We start from the raw sequence: 20,108 nt of genomic DNA on the forward strand, positions 1-20,108 counted from the left end.
TTCTTTACGGGAGTGAGTCATGAGTCAAATCACTGTGCGTTCCGTGGTCTATCAGATTGATGGCCAGCCTTACGAAAGCCGCGTGGCGTTCGATGCCGGTCACACCGGTCCGCGTCCGGGGTTGTTGATGGCACCGAACTGGATGGGCGTGAGTGCCGGCGCCGAGGAGATCGCCAAGTCGGTCGCCGCCAAGGGCTACGTGGTGTTGATTGCCGACCTCTATGGGCAATCGGTGCGGCCGAGCAACAATGATGAGGCTGGGGCGGCGATGATGCCGTTGAAGAATGACCGGCCGCTGCTGCGCAAGCGCATGCAGGCGGCATTCGAGCAGTTGCAGAGCCAGGGTGAGGCGAAGGTCGATACGTCGAGGCTGGCGACATTCGGCTTCTGCTTCGGCGGTTGCTGCGCCCTGGAGTTCGCCCGCACCGGTGCGTCAGTGAAAGCTGCGGTGTCGTTCCATGGCACCCTCGACACCCCGAACGTCAAGGACGCGAATAACATCAAGGGCTCGGTGCTGGTGCTGCACGGCGCCTCCGATCCATTGGTGCCCAAGGAACAATTGCCGGCGTTCGAGGCCGAGATGAATGCGGCGGGCGTCGACTGGCAGTTGCTCAGCTACGGCGGGGCGGTGCATTCCTTCACCGATCCCCATGCCAACGTACCCGGCATGATGATGTACGACGCCAGGACCGCCGGGCGGGCGTTTTTGGCGATGCATAATCTGCTGGATGAGGTGTTGGTCTAACGTTGCGGTAATTCAATCCGTTCGCTTTCCCCCGGTACCGTCGGCCAGTCGCCGCTCGACCAGCGGCGGCGGGCCTCGTCGATGGCGGCCGGGTCGCTGGCGACAAAGTTCCAGTTGATCCGCCGTGGTCCGTCGAGGGCGGCGCCGCCGAACAGCACGGCGTGGCAGTCGCTGTCGGCGCTCAGGGTCATTTCCACGCCGGGCGGCAAGACCACCAGCGCATGAGGTTCCAGGGCGGTGTCGTCGAGACGGGCGTCGCCGCTGAGGACGTAGATCGCCCGCTCCTGATGCTCGTTGGGAATCAGCAGGGTTGTTGCGGTTTGCAACTGCAGCTCGGCGTACAGGGTGGGGGAGAGCACCGGGACCGGTGATTCGAGGCAGAAGCCGCTACCGGCAATCATGCGGATCTTCACACCCAGGTTGTCGCTGACCGGCAGGCTGCTCGCCGGATGATGGCTGTAGTGTCCCGGGCCTTGTTCGTACGCCTTGGGCGAAGCCAGCCAGATCTGCAGGCCGTGCATTTTGAACTCGCTGTCCCACAGTGCTTGTGGCGTGCGCTCGACGTGGGCAATCGCGCTGCCGGCGGTCATCCAGCTGACGTCGCCAGCCTTGACGATCTGATCGGAGCCGAGGCTGTCCTTGTGCTGCAGTTGGCCTTCGAACAGGTAGGTCAGGGTCGACAGGCCGATGTGCGGATGTTGGCGGATGTTCATGCCTTTGCCTGCCGGATAGGCGGTTTCAAGCATGTGGTCGAAAAACACGAAAGGGCCGACGTTGCGGCATTTGGCCGACGGCAATGGGCGCAGGATCGGCTGGCCTTCGACATCTTCAGGGCGCGGACGAATGACGAGCAGAGTGTTCATGAGGCTTTCCAGGCAATAGCGATGATGCTGTCGAGCATAACCGCTAGCGCCTGCTATTGCTGTTACTGACTGAACGCGCCTTCGGACAGGTGGGTTTCGATGCTCACTTCACTGGTGGTCATCAGCTTGTGAATCGGGCAGCGGTCGGCGACGCGGTGCAATTCATCGCGCTGGGCATCGGTCAGTACGCCCTTGAGGGTCAACTTGACGTGCAAGGCGTATTTACCTTTCTGCTCTTCACTGTTGTCGTGCTTGACCTCGACCGTGACCCCAGTCAGCGGGATGCCTTTCTTTTGTGCGTAGAGCTTGAGGGTCAAGGCCTTGCAGGCGCCGAGTGCGGCGTCGAAATAGTCGTGCGGCTCGGGGGCCGAGCCCTCGCCGCCAGCGGATTTTGGAACATCGGCGAAGAGTTGATGATCATCGATCTGCACGCTGTGGCGAAAACCTTCGCTGGATTCGGTATTGATGGTGACAGTCATGGCATACCTCTTGGGCAGTGGATAGGTCGGGCTGAGACCTTGCAGTTATAGAGCATCTGGCCGGCATGGCGTTCCACTTTCTTTACAGCTGAACCCGGGACGGAGGGTCGCGGTCTACCTTGCTCTGGTCTGTGGGAGCGTGGGGAATGCTTTGGAAAGCCTGGAAGATTGCCGGTTGGCTGCTGCTGATGAGCGGTCCGGCCGATGCCCGCGAATACACCTACAGCGATGCGCACCTGCACTACGTGGATTTTTTCCAGGAAACCGCAGGCATGCCGAAGTTGCTGACGGCGATGCAGGAAAATCGCATCGAGCATGTGATGATTTCCGGGGTGCCAGTAGCTAAAAAATGGCACGAGGACGAGCCCAAACGCCCGCGTTACTACGCGGGGGATGACGCCGATGCCTATTGGTACAGCGCCACCGACGTGATTGTGGCTGATGCGGTGAGCAAGCTGACGCCCGAGCAGCGCGAACATTTCCACCCGTTCCTGGCTGGCTTCAATCCCAATGACAAGAATTCGGCAGCCCATATCCAGCGCATGCTCGACCTCAATCCCGGGCTGTGGCAAGGCATCGGTGAAGTCTTCACCCGTCACGACGACCTGACCGCGCTGACCGCTGGGGACACGCCGCGGGCCAACAATGAAGCGATGACGCGGATCTATCACCTGGCAGCAGAGAATGACCTGCCGGTGCTGCTGCATTCCAACATCACTTCCAAGCGTGAGAAAAATCCGTTGTACCTGGCGGAAATCGAAGAGCCGCTGCGTAATCATCCTCACACGCGTTTTATCTGGGCGCACGCGGGCACCAGTCTGGAAATTCATCGGCATCAGACGCGCATGGATTTCCTCCTGCCGACCCTTACGCGTTTGCTGGAGGCGTATCCGAACCTGTTTGTCGACCTGTCCTGGAGTGTCTTGAATCCCTATCTGCTGGATGAGGCGGGGCGCCCGCGCAAAGAGTGGCTGGCGTTGGTGGAGCGCTTTCCCGAGCGCTTCATGCTGGGTTCCGACGTGGTCGGACGCTTTAACAAGCAGGGGGCACAGATGCGCAGCTTCGAGCCGTTTCTCGATGCATTGCCGAAGGATGTGGCGCACAAGGTGGCGCGGGATAACTTTCTTGCGGTGTTGCCACGTCGAGGCTCGTAAACCGGTTGCTGAGGGGGCGCGGTACATCCATTGCACCGCTATCGCGAGCGGGCTCGCTCCTGCAGGGGGTGGGGTAGGCCGCATCAATCACGAACTCCCAATCACCGCAGTTCTGTCATCAGCCTGTCACGCCGGCGTCATACCCTCGCGCACATCTCAATCAAGGAGTGCGATATGTCCCTCATTCGTTTAAGCGCATTGGCCACATTGATGCTGGTCAGTGGCCTGGCCAGTGCCGAGGTCAGTGTCCAGGGGCCGGTGGAGTTTGGTGTATTCGAAGGCACCAGGGCCGAGTTGCAGTCGGGGGAGCGGGTGATACGCCGCAGCAACGAGTCGATCCAGCCGACGCAGACCGTACCGGCCAAGCTGGGGACCAAGTTCGGCATTCGTTACCAGTTGGCCGGCAAGACCGCCGAGGGTCAGCCGCTGACCTTGCTGTACTTCACGCCGGGCATTCGCACTCCCGATGGCGTGCGTCACGACAAGTTGGAAGTGCTGCAGAAGCTGCTGCCGGGGGCGACACAGGATGTGATGGCCTACGAGTTCACCGAGAGTCACGAGGTGGTGCCGGGGGAGTGGCGCTTCATGGTGTTCCAGGGCGATCGCCTGCTGACACAGCAGCGCTTTACCGTGCAGTGATGCCGGGCGGCAAAAAACGCCGACAATAAAAAACGCCCCGAACCAGTCGGGGCGTTTTCATGTGCGGTTCAGCCGTGACGAATCACTTGCCTTCCCAGCGCTTCAGCACGAGGGTGGCGTTGGTGCCACCGAAGCCGAAGCTGTTGCTCATCACGGTGTTGATGGTGGCGTTCTCGCGGGTCTTGGTCAGCACCGGCAGATCGGCCACTTCAGGGTCCAGTTCGTCGATGTTGGCCGAACCGGCGATGAAGTTGCCTTCCATCATCAGCATGCAGTAGATCGCCTCGTGAACGCCGGCGGCGCCCAGGGAGTGACCCGACAGGCTCTTGGTGGAGCTGATGGCTGGAGCCTTGTCGCCGAACACTTCACGTACACCTTTCATTTCCGCGACGTCGCCGACCGGGGTCGAGGTGCCGTGGGTGTTCAGGTAGTCGATCGGGGTGTCGACGGTGGACAGCGCCTGCTGCATGCAGCGGATCGCGCCTTCGCCACTTGGGGCGACCATGTCGTAGCCATCGGAAGTCGCGCCGTAGCCAACGATTTCCGCGTAGATCTTCGCGCCACGGGCCAGAGCGTGTTCCAGCTCCTCGACCACGACCATGCCGCCACCACCGGCGATGACGAAACCGTCACGGTCGGCATCGTAGGCGCGGGAGGCTTTTTCCGGGGTGTCGTTGCGCTTGCTGGACAGTGCGCCCATGGCGTCGAACAGGAACGACTGGCTCCAGTGCTCTTCTTCACCGCCGCCAGCGAACACGATGTCCTGCTTGCCCATCTGGATCTGTTCCATGGCGGTACCGATGCAGTGAGCACTGGTGGCGCAGGCAGATGCGATGGAGTAGTTCAGGCCCTTGATCTTGAATGGAGTGGCCAGGCAAGCGGAAACGGTGCTGCTCATGGTCCGCGTGACGCGGTATGGGCCAACGCGCTTGACGCCTTTTTCGCGCAGGATGTCCAGCGCTTCCATCTGATTCAGGGTCGATGCGCCGCCGGAGCCGGCGATCAGGCCGGTACGCGGGTTGGACACCTGCTCTTCGGTCAGGCCGGAGTCGGTGATGGCGTCTTTCATGGCCAAGTAGGCGTAAGCCGCCGCGTGGCCGACGAAGCGATAGATCTTGCGATCGATCAGTTCTTCAAGGTTGAGGTCAATGGAGCCGGAAACCTGGCTACGCAGACCCATTTCGGCATATTCCGGGTTGAACCGGATGCCCGGGCGGCTTGCACGCAGGTTAGCGGAGACGGTCTCTTTGTCATTGCCCAGGCACGAAACGATGCCCAGACCAGTGATAACGACGCGGCGCATGCGAATAACCCTTAGAAGTTGTCAGTGGAGGTGAATACGCCGACCCGAAGGCCTTCGGCGGTGTAGATCTCGCGGCCGTCAACGCTGACCGAACCATCGGCAATGGCCAGGTTCAGCTTGCCCTTGAGTACACGCTTGATCTGAATGTTGTAGGTGACTTTCTTGGCGGTCGGCAGGACCTGGCCGAAGAACTTCACTTCGCCCGAACCCAGGGCACGACCGCGGCCTGGCAGGCCTTGCCAGCCGAGGAAGAAACCGACCAGTTGCCACATGGCATCGAGGCCCAGGCAGCCTGGCATCACCGGGTCGCCTTCGAAGTGGCAGGCGAAGAACCACAGGTCCGGGGTGATATCCAGCTCGGCGACCAATTCACCTTTGCCGTACTTGCCACCCTCTTCGCTGATGTGGGTGATGCGATCCACCATCAACATGTTCGGGGCGGGCAGTTGCGCGTTACCTGGGCCGAACAGCTCACCGCGACTGCAGCGCAGCAGGTCTTCCCGGGTATAGGCGTTTTGTTTGGTCATGCGAGCTCCTCAATAATCCCATGCGGCAGGTGGGACGAATCTTCCCGTCCGCTCAAGGCAGTCATGCCTTGTAGCGGCAGCCTACTCATAGACTATTGCGTTGTAGTGAAAGTCACAGGACAAGGGACATGAATGTACACTTGTGCACTGAAATTATTATTCAAGCCCAAAATCGAGCCTGTCGAGGTGTCTAAGACTGCCGCACTTTCGCCTTTCACGCCAGTCGCAGTTGCGCCAAGAGCACGTTCTACTGCAGCCATCGCTGGAGAATTTGCTGCAGATCAGTACGTTTGAAAGGCTTGGCCAGGTAATCGTTCATGCCCGCCGACAGACAGGCCTCGCGGTCGCCCTGCAAGGCATTGGCAGTCAGGGCAATGATCGGCACCTCGGCGCAGCCGGGCAGCTTGCGGATTTGTCGGGTGGCCTCGTAGCCGTCGATGATCGGCAACCGGCAATCCATCAGGATCGCCTCGAACTCCAGGCTTTCGGCGCTGTGCACCGCTTGCGCGCCGTCGGTGGCCAGGGTCACGGTAAAGCCCAGGCTGCGCAGCATCGCTTCGATCACGGTCTGGTTGACCGGGTTGTCCTCCACCAGCAATACCTGGCGGCCTGCACCGTTGGCGCGAGTCGGGCGTGCGGCCGGGGGCGGCGCGGGCAACGCCTGGCGGGACAGGGCCAGGGGGATTTCCAGGGTGAAGGCCGAGCCCTGGCCTTCCACACTCTGCGCGCGCAGCGTGCCGCCCATGCGCTCGGCCAGGGCTCGGGCGATGGGCAGGCCCAGGCCGGTGCCGCCGTAGCGCCGGGAAATCGAGCTGTCGGCTTGCTGGAAGGCATTGAACATCGGCTCCAGGTGGTCGGCGGCGATGCCGATGCCGCTGTCGCGTATGGTGCAGGTGAACCACAGCAGTTCGTGGTCGAGGGCTTGCCACTGCGGCTCAATGGTGACCTGGCCGCGCTCGGTGAACTTCAAGGCGTTGCCGATCAGGTTGACCAGAATTTGCCGGATCCGCGTGGGGTCGCCCTGCACGTGCAGCGCCTGCAGACCGTCGGGTAGTTGCAGTTGCAACTTGAGGCCGCGCTGCACCGCACTATGAGTGAAGGCATTGGCGCAACTGCTGATCAGGTCGGCGAGGTTGAACGCAATGTTCTCCAATTCGAAGGGCGCCCGTTCGATGCGGGAGAAATCGAGAATATCGTTGATCACCTTGAGCAGGTGTTCGGTGGACTGCGATGCCAGCGCCGCATATTCCACCTGCTCTTCGGTCATCTGCGTGGTTTCGAGCAGTTGCAGCATTCCCAGCACGCCGTTCATGGGCGTGCGCAATTCATGGCTCATCATCGCCAGGAAGTCGGACTTGGCGCTGTTGGCCTTCTCCGCCTCTTCGCGGGTCTGGATCAGTTGCGCCATGGCTTGCTGCTGATCGCGGCTGGCGTGCTCCAGGCCATCGGCCAGGTTATTGATGTGGCGCGCCAGGCTGCCCAGTTCGGCATCATCGACGATCGGCAGCGGGGTGCTGTAGTCCCCTTGCTGGATCGCCTTGACGGCATTGCCCATGGCGCTGATCGGCTCGGACAGACTGGCCGCCAGGCGGCGCGCCAGAATGAAGGTAAAGAGCAGGGCGAACAGCGCGAGAATCCCGGCCTTGAGGACGATTTCCTGCTGACGCTGATTGAAGGCGTCGTTGGACATGCCGACAATCACCCGCCCCAGATAATCCTCGGCGACGCCGCTGTTCGACGCCGAACCCTGCAGGAAATCATTGTTCAGCGAGATGCGTTGCAGGCGCACCGGGGACTGGAATACCTCGACCAGTTGCGATTTTTCCCTGGAGAGCGACGGCTGTTCGACATGCACCAGGATGTTGTTGGCGCTGTCGCGTACCTGCAAAAAACGTACGTGGGGCGTGGCCAGGGTCGCCCTCATCAGGCTTTCGAGGACTTCATTGTTGCCGGAAATCACTCCGTACTCGGTGGCGGGGGCCAGTTGGTTGGCGATCAGTTGCCCTGTGTGGTTGAGTTCCTGGCGCAGGTCCTGGATGCGCACGAAGGTAAAGAAGCTGATCAGCAGTAGGGTCAGCAGCAAGGCCGGGCCGAGACTGATCACTTGAGTGCGGGTACTGATGCCCCAGTGGCGGCGCAAGGTCATGGAGCGGGTTCTCCTTCGGCCAACTGAATGGACATCGCCACCGGGTCAATCTGCTCGATACCCAGCGATCGCGCCACCTGCGGATTGCTCGCCACCTTGAAGCGCTTGGGGTACAGGCTGCGCGGCCAACTGGCGGGGGGACGGTCCAGCAGGTCATCGAGGATGGCCAGCCAGTCGTCCTGGTCACTGTAGCTGCTGGCCAGGCTGCCGGCCTTGACGAAGCCGGCGTTGGGGCCGATCAGCGCCTGTTGCTGGCTGTAGCTGCTGAGCAGCAGGTTTTTCGCGGTTTTCGCGTTGAACAGGTCTGCGTCGTCAAGGCCCAGCAGCACATCGCTGTTCTTCAACAGCGCTTGGAGGGGCCGGCTATCGCGGGTGTCGTCCCAGCGTTCGGCGACAATCTCCAGGCCCATGTGGTGGGCACTGCCATGCAGTTCCTTGAGCAGGAACTCGCTGTTCTTGCCGTATAGCACGCCTACGCGGCGGGCTTGTGGCAGGAGAATCCGGGTCAGGTGCAACTGGCGGCTCAGCGGCGGATCGCTCCACAGCAGGCACAGGTGCATCGGCCGGGTCGCGCCGACCCGTTGATTGGCCTGCACGCGGCTGACCCGCAGCACCAGGGTGGGCGGCCCCTGGTTGTCCTGCAGGCGCCAGTCCAGGCTGGCCAGGTCGAGGAGGATCAGGCGCGTGGTGGTGGGAATGCGCGAAGGCGCGGGCAAATCTTCCAGCGCAATGAAGCGTATGTTGTCTTTCGGTCGCTGGGCGGCCAGGGCCTGAGTGAACGCCTGCATGCCGGGGCTGTTCTCGGCCCCGGTCAGCAGCACATCGGCTGCCCGTACCGGCAGCATGAACAAGCCGGCCAGCAGCAGGGTGCAGGACCACCACCAGGGTCTGCTCACTGCACGAGTCACGTTGCGGGCCTGGGTCATGTCAGAACGTCAACTCGGCGCTGAAATACACCACGTGACGCGAGTCGTAGCGATTGTCGGCATAGGTGGTGGGTTGCGGGTCGAGACGCTGCTGCAGCATGCCGGCCAATTCCAGGCTGGCGTTGCCCAGGGGCATGCGTCGGGCGATGCGGGTGTCGATCCGGTCGAAGCGGTAGCCATTGAGCGCGTCGGCGCCATAGTAGAAGAGGGCGCTGCTCCAGCCTTGCCCCCAATCCCGCAGCCAGCCGGCTGAGCCGCTGTTGCGCGCGGTCAATTGTTGATCCTGGGGACTGCTGGCCTGCACATCGACATAGGCGTAGGTCAGGCGCAGCCGGTCGACGGCCGTCACGCGCCAGTCGAGCTGGGCTTCGCTGCCTTGAAAGCGCGCGGTGTTGGCGTTGCTGGCGATGTACTGGTTGTTGCGCAGCGGCTCACTGACCATGCCGGTGATTTCGTCGTAAAACAGCTTCAGGTCTAGGTTAAGCCCCTGGTCCGGGAAAAAGCCGTTGTAACCCACTTCACGCGAGCGCATGTGCTCCTGCTCCAGATCCCCGGGGCCGCGGGTCCTGACGAAATAGCGGGCACTGGACTGGCCGTAGGCGGCGGGTCGCAGCCGGGTAACCTGATAACTCCAGTTGACGTTGTCCTCGAACATGTCGGGCGAGCGGACGGCTTCCGAATAGACGGCGCGCAAGCCATGGCGCGGATTGATCAGGTAGTTGATCGCGAAGCGTGGGGTCAGCGAGTCGCCGATCAAGTGGTTGCTTTCGTACATGGCGCCACCCTGCAGCAACCAGTGCTCGCTGGCCCGCCATTCCAGCTGGCCGAACAGGCGCCAGGTGGTGTCGTCGAGGGTGCCATTGAAGTAGGTCTCGGAGTCGGCCCGGTCGTAGCGATAGTTCATGCCGCTGACCAGGCGCAGGCCATCGGCAATCCCCAGGGTGTCCTGCAACTCCAGCTCGTAGCGTGTTTCGCGGCTGCTCTGGTCGATGTCGCCGCAGACCGTCTGGTTGGCGCCGCCTCGCCACTGCGCCAGGACCTGATTGGCCAGCGCGACTTCTCTCGGCGCCGCGTTCGGTGCACCGCTGCTGGTGAAGCTGTTCATGTGCCGCGCCACTTGTTCGGCGTAGTTCGGGTTCAGTTGCCAAAGCTCGGTGAGTTGCGGGCTGAACGAGACTTCGGCATCGCAGGCGCGCCAGGTCTGCTGGCGATCCCATTGCTGGGCGATGCCCTGAACGTAGAGGCTGTGGTCAGGATCGAGGTCGAGGTTCCAGCGCAGCGCACCGGAATAGCTTTTGGCAGTGACGTCGGAGTTATTCCCGGCAGCGGTAATCCCGGAAAACACCGGCCGATAGGTGTACGGCCGCTGGTTGCTGCCGTCCTTGGCGTTGAGCTGCCAATCGATACTTTGGCGTTCGTCGAGGGCCTGGCTGACGGCGAGGCTGATGCGGTTGAGGCGGCGACTGTCGCGATAGTCCTCGCCCAACTGGTCGCTGTCGAAGCCGTCGTCCTGCTGGCCGGAGAGCGAGAGGCGCAGGTCGCCGCTGGTCCAGCCGGTTCCGTGGCTGGCGTACCAGTCATTGATGCCGCGTTGGCCACGGGTGACCTTCACTCGCGAGCCATGGCTGTTGGCCGGCGTGCGGGTGATGATATTGACCACGGCCATCAGTGCGTTGGCGCCGTAGCTGACGGTGTTGGGGCCGCGGAAAACCTCGATGCGCTCGATATCCTCCATGGCCACGGTGATGTCGCTCCACTCCACGGTCGCCAGCCCGGCGCGGTAGATCGAACGCCCATCGACCAGCACCTGCATGCGTCGCGCCGGGTTGGCGTTGGTGCCGTGGTAGTTGACGCTGGCCTGGTTGCCGTTGAGGTTGCCGATCATCATTCCCGGCACCAGCCGCAGCACCTCGCTGATATCCCGCGCGCCACTGGCCTTGATCAACGGGCTGTCGATCACCGTCATGCTGCCGGGCACGGCGGCGGCGGACTGTTTGAGCCGGGTGGCGGTCAGCACTTGCGGCACTTGCGCGTTGTCGAGGAACAGGTCATCGGCCAGCAACGTGTCGCTGAAGATCAGCGCCAGGGCCAGTGACGAGCGGAAAGGGCAGGGACCAGCAAACACGGAACAGCCTTGATACCGTTTGGAAGGTGCGCATGTTAACCGAGCCAGTCGACTTTTCCATTGGCGTTATCAGCGTTTTCCTTGGATTTGTTGTCTAGCTTCCTATAGGTGTCGGTAATTATCGCTGGGGCTGGCCGATGGTCGACCGCCCCGTATAATGCCGCCATCGCCACTGCTATGGATGAATGGATTGGATATGACTGAACAGCGCCCGATTGCGGTCCTGGGAGGCGGGAGTTTTGGCACCGCCGTGGCAAATTTACTGGCGCAGAATGGTCATTCGGTCCGGCAATGGATGCGTGACCCCGAGCAGGCCGAAGCTATCCGCGTCAATCGTGAAAACCCGCGCTACCTCAAGGGCATCAAGGTGCACCCGGCAGTCGAGCCGGTCACCGATCTGCTGGCGACCCTGGACGCCTGCGACCTGTGTTTCGTCGCCTTGCCCTCCAGTGCCCTGCGTTCGGTGCTGGCGCCCCATGCCGAGCGCCTGAGCGGCAAAATGCTGGTGAGCCTGACCAAGGGTATCGAGGCGCAGACTTTCAAGCTGATGAGTCAGATCCTTGAAGAAATCGCGCCGCAGGCGCGTATCGGCGTGCTGTCGGGGCCCAACCTCGCCCGTGAAGTGGCGGAGCACGCCCTGACGGCGACGGTGGTGGCCAGTGAAGATGAGGCCCTGTGCCAGCAGGTGCAGGCGGCGTTGCACGGTCGGACCTTCCGTGTGTATGCCAGTGGCGACCGCTTCGGCGTCGAGCTGGGCGGGGCGCTGAAAAACGTCTACGCAATCATTGCCGGCATGGCGGTGGCGCTGGGCATGGGCGAAAACACCAAGAGCATGTTGATCACTCGGGCGCTGGCGGAGATGACCCGGTTCGCGGTGAATCAGGGTGCCAACCCGATGACCTTCCTCGGCCTGGCCGGTGTCGGCGACCTGATCGTCACCTGCTCCTCGCCCAAGAGTCGCAACTATCAGGTCGGCTTTGCCCTCGGTCAGGGCTTGAGCCTGGAAGAGGCGGTGACGCGCCTGGGTGAAGTCGCCGAAGGTGTCAACACCCTCAAGGTGCTCAAGGCCAAGGCCCAGGACGTGGGCGTCTACATGCCGTTGGTCGCCGGCCTGCACGCGATCCTGTTTGAAGGGCGCACGCTGGAGCAGGTGATTGAACTGCTGATGCGTGGCGAGCCGAAGACCGATGTCGATTTCATTTCCATCAGCGGTTTCAACTGAACACTCGAGCCCGGGAGCAACACATGAACGAACCCAAAGTAGACGCCAAGTATGAATCCATTGCCCTGCGGGTGTTGTGGATGCTGGTGTTCGTGCTGGTCTGGCAGGTCGCGCAATTCCTGCTCGGCGCGCTGGTGGTGGTGCAGTTGATTTACCGCCTGATCTACGGTGCGCCGAGTGCCAGCCTGATGAATTTCGGTGACAGCCTCAGCCAGTTCCTCGCGCAGATCGGTCGTTTCGGCAGCTTCCACAGTGACCAGAAACCCTGGCCGTTTGCCGACTGGCCGACCCCGCGCACCCCGGAAGGCGAGGCCCCCCACAGTGTCCCGCCAGCCCCGCATCCGGTGCGTGATGAGGAGCCGAAGCTATGAAAGTCTGGGTCCTGCGTCACGGCGAAGCCGAGCCGTACGGCTCGCGTCCTGATTCGGAGCGGGCTTTGACGGAGCGGGGTCGCAAAGAGGTCCTGCACAGTGCTGCGAAGTTGATGGGCAAACCCTTGACGGCGATTTACGCCAGCCCTTACCTGCGTGCGCAGCAGACGGCGCAGATCGTGCGTGAGGTTCTCGGTTTCACACCGGATCTGCGCACCGTGGAGTGGCTGACGCCGGACAATCGGCCGCAAGCCGTGGCGGAGCAGTTGGCCACCGCGGACAACGTGCTGCTGGTCAGTCACAACCCGCTGGTGAGCAACCTTCTGGGTTACCTGCAGCATGGTCATGTGCAGCAGCCGGAAACCGTCCACACCGCAACCCTGGCGGAGTTGGAGGGCGAGTGGCCAATGGCCGGGCTGATGAAGCTCAACAGCCTCAAGCACCCCAAGCACTGATGGGCGCGGCCCTTGGGCCGCTCAACGCACCGGGCGACATGGGCTCGGGCCGCGTTTAATATTTTTGTTTACAATTGCCAACCAAGCAATCGCTTGGTTGGTCTACGCTTGCCGCCACATCGAACAAAAAGGAGCGCCTGCCATGTCCGCCGCTTTTCGTTTGCCGCTGCAAGTGTTCTACGAGCGAGAGGCTCGGCATCCCGCCCAGCGTTTTCTGGTGCAACCGTCGGCCGGTGGCCAGGTGCAAACCCTGACCTGGGCCGACGTCGGCCACCAGGCCCGTTGCGCCGCGCATTGGCTGCGGGCGCGGGAGCTTCCCCAGGGCAGCCACATTGCCCTGATCTCGAAAAACTGCGCGCACTGGATCATTGCCGATCTGGCGATCTGGATGGCCGGGCACGTCTCCGTTCCCCTGTACCCCAACCTGACGGCCGAATCGGTGGCCCAGGTGCTCGATCATTCCGAAGCGGCGCTGGCGTTCATTGGCAAGCTGGACGACTGGCCGGGCATGTCCAAAGGCGTCAGCGCCGACCTGCCGACCATCAGCCTTCCGCTGTGTCCGGAAGGGGTGTTCGACTTCACCTGGGCCGACCTGCAGCGCAGCTCGCCGATCCAGGACAGCCCGACCCCGCCAGCCGATGCGCTGGCGACCATCATCTATACCTCGGGTACCACCGGGCTGCCCAAGGGCGTCATGCACAATTTCGGCAACCTCGGGTTCGCCGCCACCCGTGGCACGCAGTTGTTCAACCTCAATGAGTCGGATCGACTGCTGTCGTACCTGCCGCTGTGCCATGTGGCCGAGCGCATGTTTGTCGAACTCGCGTCGATCTACACCGGCCAGACGGTGTTCTTCGCCGAAAGCCTGGAGACCTTTCTGACCGATCTGCAGCGTGCGCGTCCCACCGCGCTGTTCGGCGTGCCGCGTATCTGGACCAAATTCCAGATGGGCGTGTACGGCAAGATCCCGGCCAAGCGCCTGGATCTGCTGCTGGGCCTGCCGATCATCGGCAAGCGCGTCGGGCACAAGGTGCTGGCCGGCCTGGGGCTGGACGCACTGCGTGTCGCCTTGTCCGGTGCCGCCCCGGTGCCGCTGGCGCTGCTCAATTGGTACAAGCGCCTCGGGCTGGATGTGCTGGAGGTCTACGGCATGACCGAAAGCTGCGGTTACTCGCATATTTCCCTGGCAGGGCAACAGCGTTCGGGCTGGATCGGCAAGCCGTGCCCGGAAGTCGAGGTACGCATTGACGAGGCGGGCGAGGTCCAGGTGCGCAGCGGCGCCAACATGCAGGGTTATTTCAAGGAGCCGCAGAAGACCGCCGAGACCCTGACCGAGGACGGCTTCTTGCGCACCGGCGACAAGGGTGAACAGGACGCCGAAGGCTATTTGCGCCTGACCGGACGGCTCAAGGAAATCTTCAAGACCAGCAAGGGCAAATATGTCGCGCCGGCGCCGATCGAAAACCGCCTGGCGGTGCATAGCCGCATCGAACAGGTGTGCGTGGTGGGCGATGGGCTGAGTGCGCCGCTCGGGCTTTGTGTGCTGTCCGCGGTCGGCCTGCAGGACGCCACCAGCGCCGCGCGCCATGCCTTGCAGGCGAGCCTGGAACGCTTGCTCGAAGAGGTCAACGGGGCCCTCGACAAGCACGAACGGCTGCGTCGCCTGGTGGTGGTCAAGGACAGCTGGGCGGTGGAAAACGGCTTTCTGACCCCGACCCTGAAGATCAAGCGCAACGTGATCGAGGCCACCTACGGGGCGCGCTTTGAAGAATGGAGTGCCCGCAGCGAAGCCGTGCTATGGCAGGATTGACCTCCAATAACACCAACTGGGGATGAAGTGATGAGTCTGTGGCGTACCACTCCGAACATCGAGCAACTCAACGCGATTCAGAAAAACACCATCGGCGAAGTGCTGGATATCCGTTTCGAGTCCTTTGACGAGCAGTCACTGACCGCCAGCATGGTCATCGATCATCGTACCCATCAGCCCTATGGTCTGTTGCATGGCGGTGCATCGGTGGTGCTGGCCGAGTCGGTCGGTTCGATGGCCAGCTACCTGTGTATCGACGCCAGCAAGTTCTACTGCGTCGGCCTGGAAATCAATGCCAATCACCTGCGTGGCCTGCGCAGCGGGCGAGTCACGGCGGTGGCCACGCCCATTCATATTGGACGCACCACCCATGTCTGGGACATTCGCCTGAGCAGCGATGAGGGCAAGGCCAGTTGCGTGTCGCGCCTGACCATGGCGGTGGTGCCGCTGGGTCAGGCGCCGGCCGAGCGTTAGACTGAACGTCGGCGTGCTGCCGTCATTTCGATCACCTCAGATGACGAAGCAATCACATCACTGATTGTGGCCGGTGTGTGTTGATCAAGGCGAGGGTTCCAATCGTTCAGCGGGGTCAGTTCACTGAAACCCGCTTTCACCTGCTGCCCCGCCAACGTCCTGGCTTCGGTGGGAGTGGCCATGCCATCAATGACGGCCTGGCGCAGAATGGGGTTGGCAATCGCCTCGGTCAGCGGGGTGGACAGGGCGGTCAGCGAGGCGGTCAGGCTTGAACCGGCGGTGCGCGTCGCCCAGCCATACAGCAGTTCGTCGCTCTTCGGCATGCTCAACGAGCGCCCGCCCTCGGTAAAATCGCCGCCACGCCAGGCATTGATCGCGACGGCGGACGCGCCATCCAGGCCTTCGACGGCTGCACCAACAGCAACACCCAGCAGGGGCGAAAGCTCGGCCTTGAGCAGGCCGCCGGCGAACAGTTGGCCGGCATAAACCGCAGTGCGCGCCGCCGTCGCGACACCCTCGGGCGGGAGCGTGATGTTGGGCCCCAGGTCAGCGCTGACGCGTTGTCCTGTTTCCCTGGTCAGGTTGCCGGCCATGGCTGAGATCAAGCTGATGGCCACGGTATTGAGTTGGTCGGGATTGCTCCAGTAGGTATAGAGCGGGGTTGCGGCACCTGCCGCTGCACCCACCACGGCACCCAAGGCTGCCCCCAGGCGCTTTACAGAACGGTGGTCGCTGTACCGGGACGCGATATTGCTTCCCGCCCCCATCCCCATGGACCCTCCCGCGAGAACTCCGACTGTGGCACCTGCTACCGTCAACGCCAGATTAGTGCCAGGGGTCACCGCCTGGCCATCGGAGTCTTCAGTAGAACTGCTTGAATACTGGGTCAGCAGTTGCCCTGCCAGAAACCTGACAGCGCCGCCGGCCAGGGCGCTCAAACCATCACGACCAATCGTCGCAGCGGCGGCACTCAACCCCTGGCCCACAGTGATCAAGCCCTGGAGATCCACGTGCCCGATCGGATTGCCATGCACCATCGCATACAGATTCAAGCCATCCGCGGTGCCAGCGGGATCCGCGTTCAGCCAGCGTTGGCACCAGGGAATGTAGTAGCGCAATCCGTAGTAATACAGACCGGTCGCATCCCGTTCCTGGCCGCAGTAGCGCAGCGTCTTGTAGCTGGCCTCCAGCCTGTTGCGTCCGGCCCACCAGGAGGTTGCGCCGTAGGGGTAGTAGCCTTCCCAAGAGATCAACGCAGCCGCTTCGTCCAGTTCCAGGGTGCTGGAGCCCAATTGATCGGTAAAACTGTAGCGATGCTGATCCTGGGCAATACCCGTTGGCGGTTCAGTGGGCCAATGGAGGATCTGCACGGTGCTGCGTCCGGCCGTGATCGTCATGACGTGGAGCGTCTGGTCGGCCCCTTTGCGGATTTCCACAGCCGGCAGGTAACGGGTCTCGTGCGTGCGGAGCAAGGTGCCGGTATCGGCTTGACGGATTTTTTGCTGACGCCTGCCACCGCTGTCATACAGGTAAAACTCGCAATCGTCCGGTCCGTCTTCACGCTTCAACTGATCGACCTGTCGTAACTGGTTACGCAAATCCCACTGCAGGGCCTGCCCCGGTTGAAGCTCGCTACGGTTGCCGTTCAGGTCATAAGCAAGGGCAATTTGCTGTTCGTCAGGCAGCTCGCCATCGTGCCTCTGGGGCAGGCTGCGATTGCTGAGGCGGGCGATAGCCGTGCGTTCGGTCCGATTGCCGCTGCTTGCCTGATGCTGCATGAGCGTCAGGTTGCCGGCTTCATCGTAGGTGTAGGAACGCTGGTAATTTTCCTGCTGTCCGGGGTCGGCAGGGGACTGGAAAGCGGGTGGCTGGTGGCCGCCTGGGGCATTGCGCACCTGCCGGCCGGTCGCCTCGATCAGTCGGTAAAGGCTGTCGTAGCGGTAGCGGCTGACGGGATCGATGCGCTGGTTGCGTTGATAGCGAGTCACTTCGGCGCCGTCGGCGATACTCGTGACATTGCCCACTGGGTCATATTCATACCTCAGGTCCTGCAGTGCCGGCTGACCCGGTACGCCGGCTTTCAGGTGTTGCAGGCGGCCGTCGTTGGGGCTGAACGTCGCCCATGAAACAACGCCGTTACCGGCGCATTGTTGTTCGATCTGGCCGAAGGCGTTGTAGCGGATGTCGCGGACCAGGGTGGTTTCAGCGGCGCGACCGGCCAGCCGCACGCGGGTTTCCCGCAGTTGACCGGCACCGTCATGGACGAATGCCTGCCGGTTACCCACCGCATCTATCTGGCTGATCGGCTCGCCGACGGCATTGCACTGAAGGCGAGTGATGGCGGGCTCGCTCTCCAGCAGGGCGTCGCGTGCTGGCACGGAGACGGGCCAGTCCACCCGCCAGCGCGGGTCGGCGAGGAAGGTGCGGCAGTGCTGCAGTGGTGTGGCGTGCAGGCTGAACTCGGTGAAGACCAGATTGCCGGCGGTGTCGTCGTGGCGAATCAACTGGCCGCGCAGGTTGCTGCCGGCATCGGCGTCGCTGCCGGCGTAGGTGAGCCGGGCGATGCAGCGTTCCGGTCCTTGCCTCGGGCGCTCGAGTGTGGCCACCGGGCGACCCAGGAGGTCGTACTCGATGTGGCTCTGGCTGAGTTTCTGGTCCCACCCTGCAACAGGTTGCCCATGCGCCCCGAACAATCCCAGGCGCCAGCCCGTGTCGACGTTCTGTGTCAACAGCACAGCCCCCGAGAGGCTGAATACAGTCTGTTGGTTGGCCGCAGGCTCGCCATGCTGATTGATGCAGAACAGCCGGGGATCGCGGCTCAGCTCGGCCCGGCCGGCGGCGTCATGCACCTGTTGAGTGATATAGGCCTGGGTAGCCGCTGCTTCCTCGCGCCGATGGTATGCCACGCCTCGCACGTTCAACCCACGCGGGTCGATGACTTGGAGGGACGGAGTTTGGGTGTGGAGCATTTCAGATTCTTCCATGAAGGGTGGTAAAGACGTTCTTATCCGTCCGATGACGGTTGCCGGACAACTGTCAGAAATAACGGGTTGCACGCCCAGTGGCGTCCGGGCAACGGCAGGTCTGTCATCACTCCTGGCAGTTACGGTCATTGCCGCAGGACGCGGTCTTGCGGACAATCAAGGGCTGTTCTCGCTGATGGATTCGCAGGTATGTCGCAACAGATCTTTTTCGCCCACGCCAATGGGTTTCCTTCGGGGACCTACGGCAAGTTGTTTGCGGCGCTGGCACCCGAGTTTCAGGTGACGCATCTGGAGCAGCACGCCCACGATCCGCGCTTCCCGGCTGACGACAACTGGTACAACCTGGTGGATGAGCTGATCCATCACCTGCAGCAGCAAGCCGAGCCGGTGTGGGGTGTCGGTCACTCCTTTGGTGGCGTGTTGCACCTGCATGCAGCCTTGCGTTGCCCCGAGTTGTATCGGGGCGTGGTGATGCTCGATTCGCCCGTGCTGACCCGAGCCGATCGCTGGGTGATTCGTGCGGCCAAACGCTTTGGCTTCATCGACCGCCTGACCCCGGCCGGGCGCACCCTGGGCCGGCGTGAAGAGTTCACCGACCTGCACAGCGCACGCCAGTATTTCGCCGGTAAAACCCTGTTTCGCAGCTTCGACCCGGAGTGCTTCGATGCCTACCTGCAACATGGCTTGCAGCAAGTCGACGACAAGCTGCGCCTGCGCTTCGACCCGGCCACGGAAATCAGCATCTATCGCGGCGTGCCGCACACCAGTCCAGGCAGCACCCGGCAATTGCAGGTGCCGCTGGCGGTGGTTCGCGGACACAGCAGCCGTGTGGTCATGCGCCATCACGCCAGTTCGGTCGACCGGCTGCCCCTGGGTGAGTCGTTGACCATGCCCGGCGGCCACATGTTTCCCCTCGAACGTCCCCTGGATACGGCCCAGATGCTCAAGGGCCTGTTCCAGCGCTGGGGCGGTCGTCGCCAACAGGATTGCGCATGAGCCAGATCGTCGAAGAAATCCGCCTGAACCTGCCGCATATCGAGTTGGCCGCCCACTTGTTCGGGCCTGAAGACGGTCTGCCGGTGATCGCCCTGCACGGCTGGCTGGACAACGCCAACAGTTTTGCGCGACTGGCACCAAAACTTCAGGGGCTGCGCATCGTCGCCCTGGACATGGCCGGGCACGGTCATTCCGGGCACCGCCCGCCGGGTGCCGGGTATGCGTTGTGGGACTACGCCTACGACGTGCTGCAGGTCGCCGAGCAGCTGGGCTGGAAACGCTTTGCCCTGATGGGGCACTCCCTGGGGGCGATTGTCTCGTTGGTCATCGCCGGGGCCATGCCTGAGCGCATCACCCATCTGGCGTTGATCGACGGGGTCATTCCACCCACTGCCGAGCACGACAACGCGGCCGAACGCATGGGCATGGCGTTGCAGGCCCAACTCGACCTGCAGGGCAAGCAGAAGCCGGTGTACAACACCCTGGAGCGCGCCGTGGAGGTGCGCATGAAGGGCCTGGTCGCGGTCAGTCGCGAAGCCGCCGAATTGCTCGCCCGGCGTGGCCTGATGCCAGTGCCGGGCGGTTACACCTGGCGCACCGACAGCCGCCTGACGCTGCCGTCACCCCTGCGCCTGTCCAGCGAACAGGCGATGTCCTTTGCCCAGCGTCGCACCTGCCCGGCGCACCTGGTGGTCGCCGAGGACGGCATGCTCGCCAGGCATCCCGAATTGCTGGAGCGTCTACCCTTCAGTCGCGAACAGCTGCCGGGCGGCCATCATCTGCACTTGAACGACGAGCACGGTGCGACCCTTGTTGCAGACTGTTTCAATCGGTTCTTCGCCATTCCTTGACTTGCCGCGGGCAACTGTCGAGGCTGGTCGGGTTGAAA

General features: G+C 62.6%; 18 protein-coding genes. 10 read left to right on the forward strand and 8 right to left on the reverse strand.

The window, feature by feature from the left end; all coding sequences use genetic code 11:
• The first annotated feature begins 19 nt into the window (after positions 1-19).
• Positions 20-745 (forward strand): dienelactone hydrolase family protein, encoded by a 726-nt coding sequence (locus ACZYR5_RS19095; protein ID WP_489091033.1) that lies wholly within the window; start codon positions 20-22, stop codon positions 743-745.
• Here ACZYR5_RS19095 and ACZYR5_RS19100 read toward each other — a convergent pair.
• Together ACZYR5_RS19100 and ACZYR5_RS19105 are read right to left on the reverse strand one after the other, a co-directional pair.
• On the reverse strand, positions 742-1,608 hold the full coding sequence (locus tag ACZYR5_RS19100) for a pirin family protein (protein ID WP_489091034.1): 867 nt from the start codon (positions 1,606-1,608) through the stop codon (positions 742-744). The genes ACZYR5_RS19095 and ACZYR5_RS19100 overlap by 4 nt on opposite strands.
• Positions 1,609-1,670: 62 nt before the next feature.
• Positions 1,671-2,087: an OsmC family protein gene (locus tag ACZYR5_RS19105; protein ID WP_489091035.1), complete on the reverse strand. Its 417-nt coding sequence runs from the start codon at positions 2,085-2,087 to the stop codon at positions 1,671-1,673.
• A gap of 146 nt (positions 2,088-2,233) precedes the next feature.
• Between ACZYR5_RS19105 and ACZYR5_RS19110 the strand changes: the two genes are divergently transcribed.
• Both ACZYR5_RS19110 and ACZYR5_RS19115 read left to right on the forward strand, forming a co-directional pair.
• Positions 2,234-3,241 carry an amidohydrolase family protein gene (locus ACZYR5_RS19110; protein WP_489091036.1) on the forward strand — a complete coding sequence of 336 codons (1,008 nt, stop codon included), beginning with the start codon at positions 2,234-2,236 and terminating at the stop codon, positions 3,239-3,241.
• 174 nt (positions 3,242-3,415) lie between these two features.
• On the forward strand, positions 3,416-3,880 hold the full coding sequence (locus ACZYR5_RS19115) for a DUF3859 domain-containing protein (protein WP_489091037.1): 465 nt from the start codon (positions 3,416-3,418) through the stop codon (positions 3,878-3,880).
• A gap of 82 nt (positions 3,881-3,962) precedes the next feature.
• Here the strand turns inward: ACZYR5_RS19115 and fabB are convergent, their stop codons facing one another.
• The 5 genes from fabB to ACZYR5_RS19140 form a co-directional block, all read right to left on the reverse strand.
• The gene (gene fabB / locus ACZYR5_RS19120) at positions 3,963-5,183 is read right to left on the reverse strand and encodes a beta-ketoacyl-ACP synthase I (protein ID WP_007974551.1); all 1,221 of its coding nucleotides are present in this window, start codon (positions 5,181-5,183) and stop codon (positions 3,963-3,965) included.
• An 11-nt stretch (positions 5,184-5,194) separates the two neighbouring features.
• On the reverse strand, positions 5,195-5,710 hold the full coding sequence (fabA, locus tag ACZYR5_RS19125; protein ID WP_489091038.1) for a 3-hydroxyacyl-[acyl-carrier-protein] dehydratase FabA: 516 nt from the start codon (positions 5,708-5,710) through the stop codon (positions 5,195-5,197).
• Positions 5,711-5,957: 247 nt separating this feature from the next.
• Positions 5,958-7,856 carry a response regulator gene (locus ACZYR5_RS19130; RefSeq protein ID WP_489091039.1) on the reverse strand — a complete coding sequence of 633 codons (1,899 nt, stop codon included), beginning with the start codon at positions 7,854-7,856 and terminating at the stop codon, positions 5,958-5,960.
• Positions 7,853-8,701: an ABC transporter substrate-binding protein gene (locus ACZYR5_RS19135; protein ID WP_489091227.1), complete on the reverse strand. Its 849-nt coding sequence runs from the start codon at positions 8,699-8,701 to the stop codon at positions 7,853-7,855. The genes ACZYR5_RS19130 and ACZYR5_RS19135 overlap by 4 nt, the downstream gene beginning before the upstream one ends.
• Positions 8,702-8,783: 82 nt before the next feature.
• On the reverse strand, positions 8,784-10,907 hold the full coding sequence (locus tag ACZYR5_RS19140) for a TonB-dependent receptor plug domain-containing protein (RefSeq protein WP_489091040.1): 2,124 nt from the start codon (positions 10,905-10,907) through the stop codon (positions 8,784-8,786).
• 196 nt (positions 10,908-11,103) lie between these two features.
• Between ACZYR5_RS19140 and ACZYR5_RS19145 the strand changes: the two genes are divergently transcribed.
• The 5 genes from ACZYR5_RS19145 to ACZYR5_RS19165 all read left to right on the forward strand — a co-directional run bounded on the left by ACZYR5_RS19145 (position 11,104) and on the right by ACZYR5_RS19165 (position 15,239).
• The gene (locus ACZYR5_RS19145; protein WP_489091041.1) at positions 11,104-12,129 is read left to right on the forward strand and encodes an NAD(P)H-dependent glycerol-3-phosphate dehydrogenase; all 1,026 of its coding nucleotides are present in this window, start codon (positions 11,104-11,106) and stop codon (positions 12,127-12,129) included.
• A gap of 23 nt (positions 12,130-12,152) precedes the next feature.
• Entirely contained in the window at positions 12,153-12,500 is a 348-nt protein-coding gene (locus ACZYR5_RS19150; protein WP_489091042.1) for a DUF4389 domain-containing protein, read from the forward strand.
• Positions 12,497-12,955 (forward strand): phosphohistidine phosphatase SixA, encoded by a 459-nt coding sequence (gene sixA / locus ACZYR5_RS19155; RefSeq protein ID WP_489091043.1) that lies wholly within the window; start codon positions 12,497-12,499, stop codon positions 12,953-12,955. The genes ACZYR5_RS19150 and sixA overlap by 4 nt, the downstream gene beginning before the upstream one ends.
• Positions 12,956-13,097: 142 nt before the next feature.
• Positions 13,098-14,765 (forward strand): AMP-binding protein, encoded by a 1,668-nt coding sequence (locus ACZYR5_RS19160; RefSeq protein ID WP_489091044.1) that lies wholly within the window; start codon positions 13,098-13,100, stop codon positions 14,763-14,765.
• Positions 14,766-14,795: 30 nt separating this feature from the next.
• The gene (locus tag ACZYR5_RS19165; protein WP_489091045.1) at positions 14,796-15,239 is read left to right on the forward strand and encodes a hotdog fold thioesterase; all 444 of its coding nucleotides are present in this window, start codon (positions 14,796-14,798) and stop codon (positions 15,237-15,239) included.
• On the opposite strand, the gene ACZYR5_RS19170 is transcribed toward ACZYR5_RS19165, so the two are convergent.
• Entirely contained in the window at positions 15,236-18,295 is a 3,060-nt protein-coding gene (locus ACZYR5_RS19170; protein ID WP_489095172.1) for an RHS repeat domain-containing protein, read from the reverse strand. The genes ACZYR5_RS19165 and ACZYR5_RS19170 overlap by 4 nt on opposite strands.
• Positions 18,296-18,412: 117 nt before the next feature.
• On the opposite strand from ACZYR5_RS19170, the gene ACZYR5_RS19175 reads away from it, so the two are divergent.
• Complete coding sequence (locus ACZYR5_RS19175; protein ID WP_489091047.1) at positions 18,413-19,219, forward strand: alpha/beta fold hydrolase; 807 nt, start codon at positions 18,413-18,415, stop codon at positions 19,217-19,219.
• The gene (locus ACZYR5_RS19180; protein WP_489091048.1) at positions 19,216-20,070 is read left to right on the forward strand and encodes an alpha/beta fold hydrolase; all 855 of its coding nucleotides are present in this window, start codon (positions 19,216-19,218) and stop codon (positions 20,068-20,070) included. The genes ACZYR5_RS19175 and ACZYR5_RS19180 overlap by 4 nt, the downstream gene beginning before the upstream one ends.
• Positions 20,071-20,108: the final 38 nt, after the last annotated feature.

The organism is Pseudomonas sp. F007 (assembly GCF_057814275.1).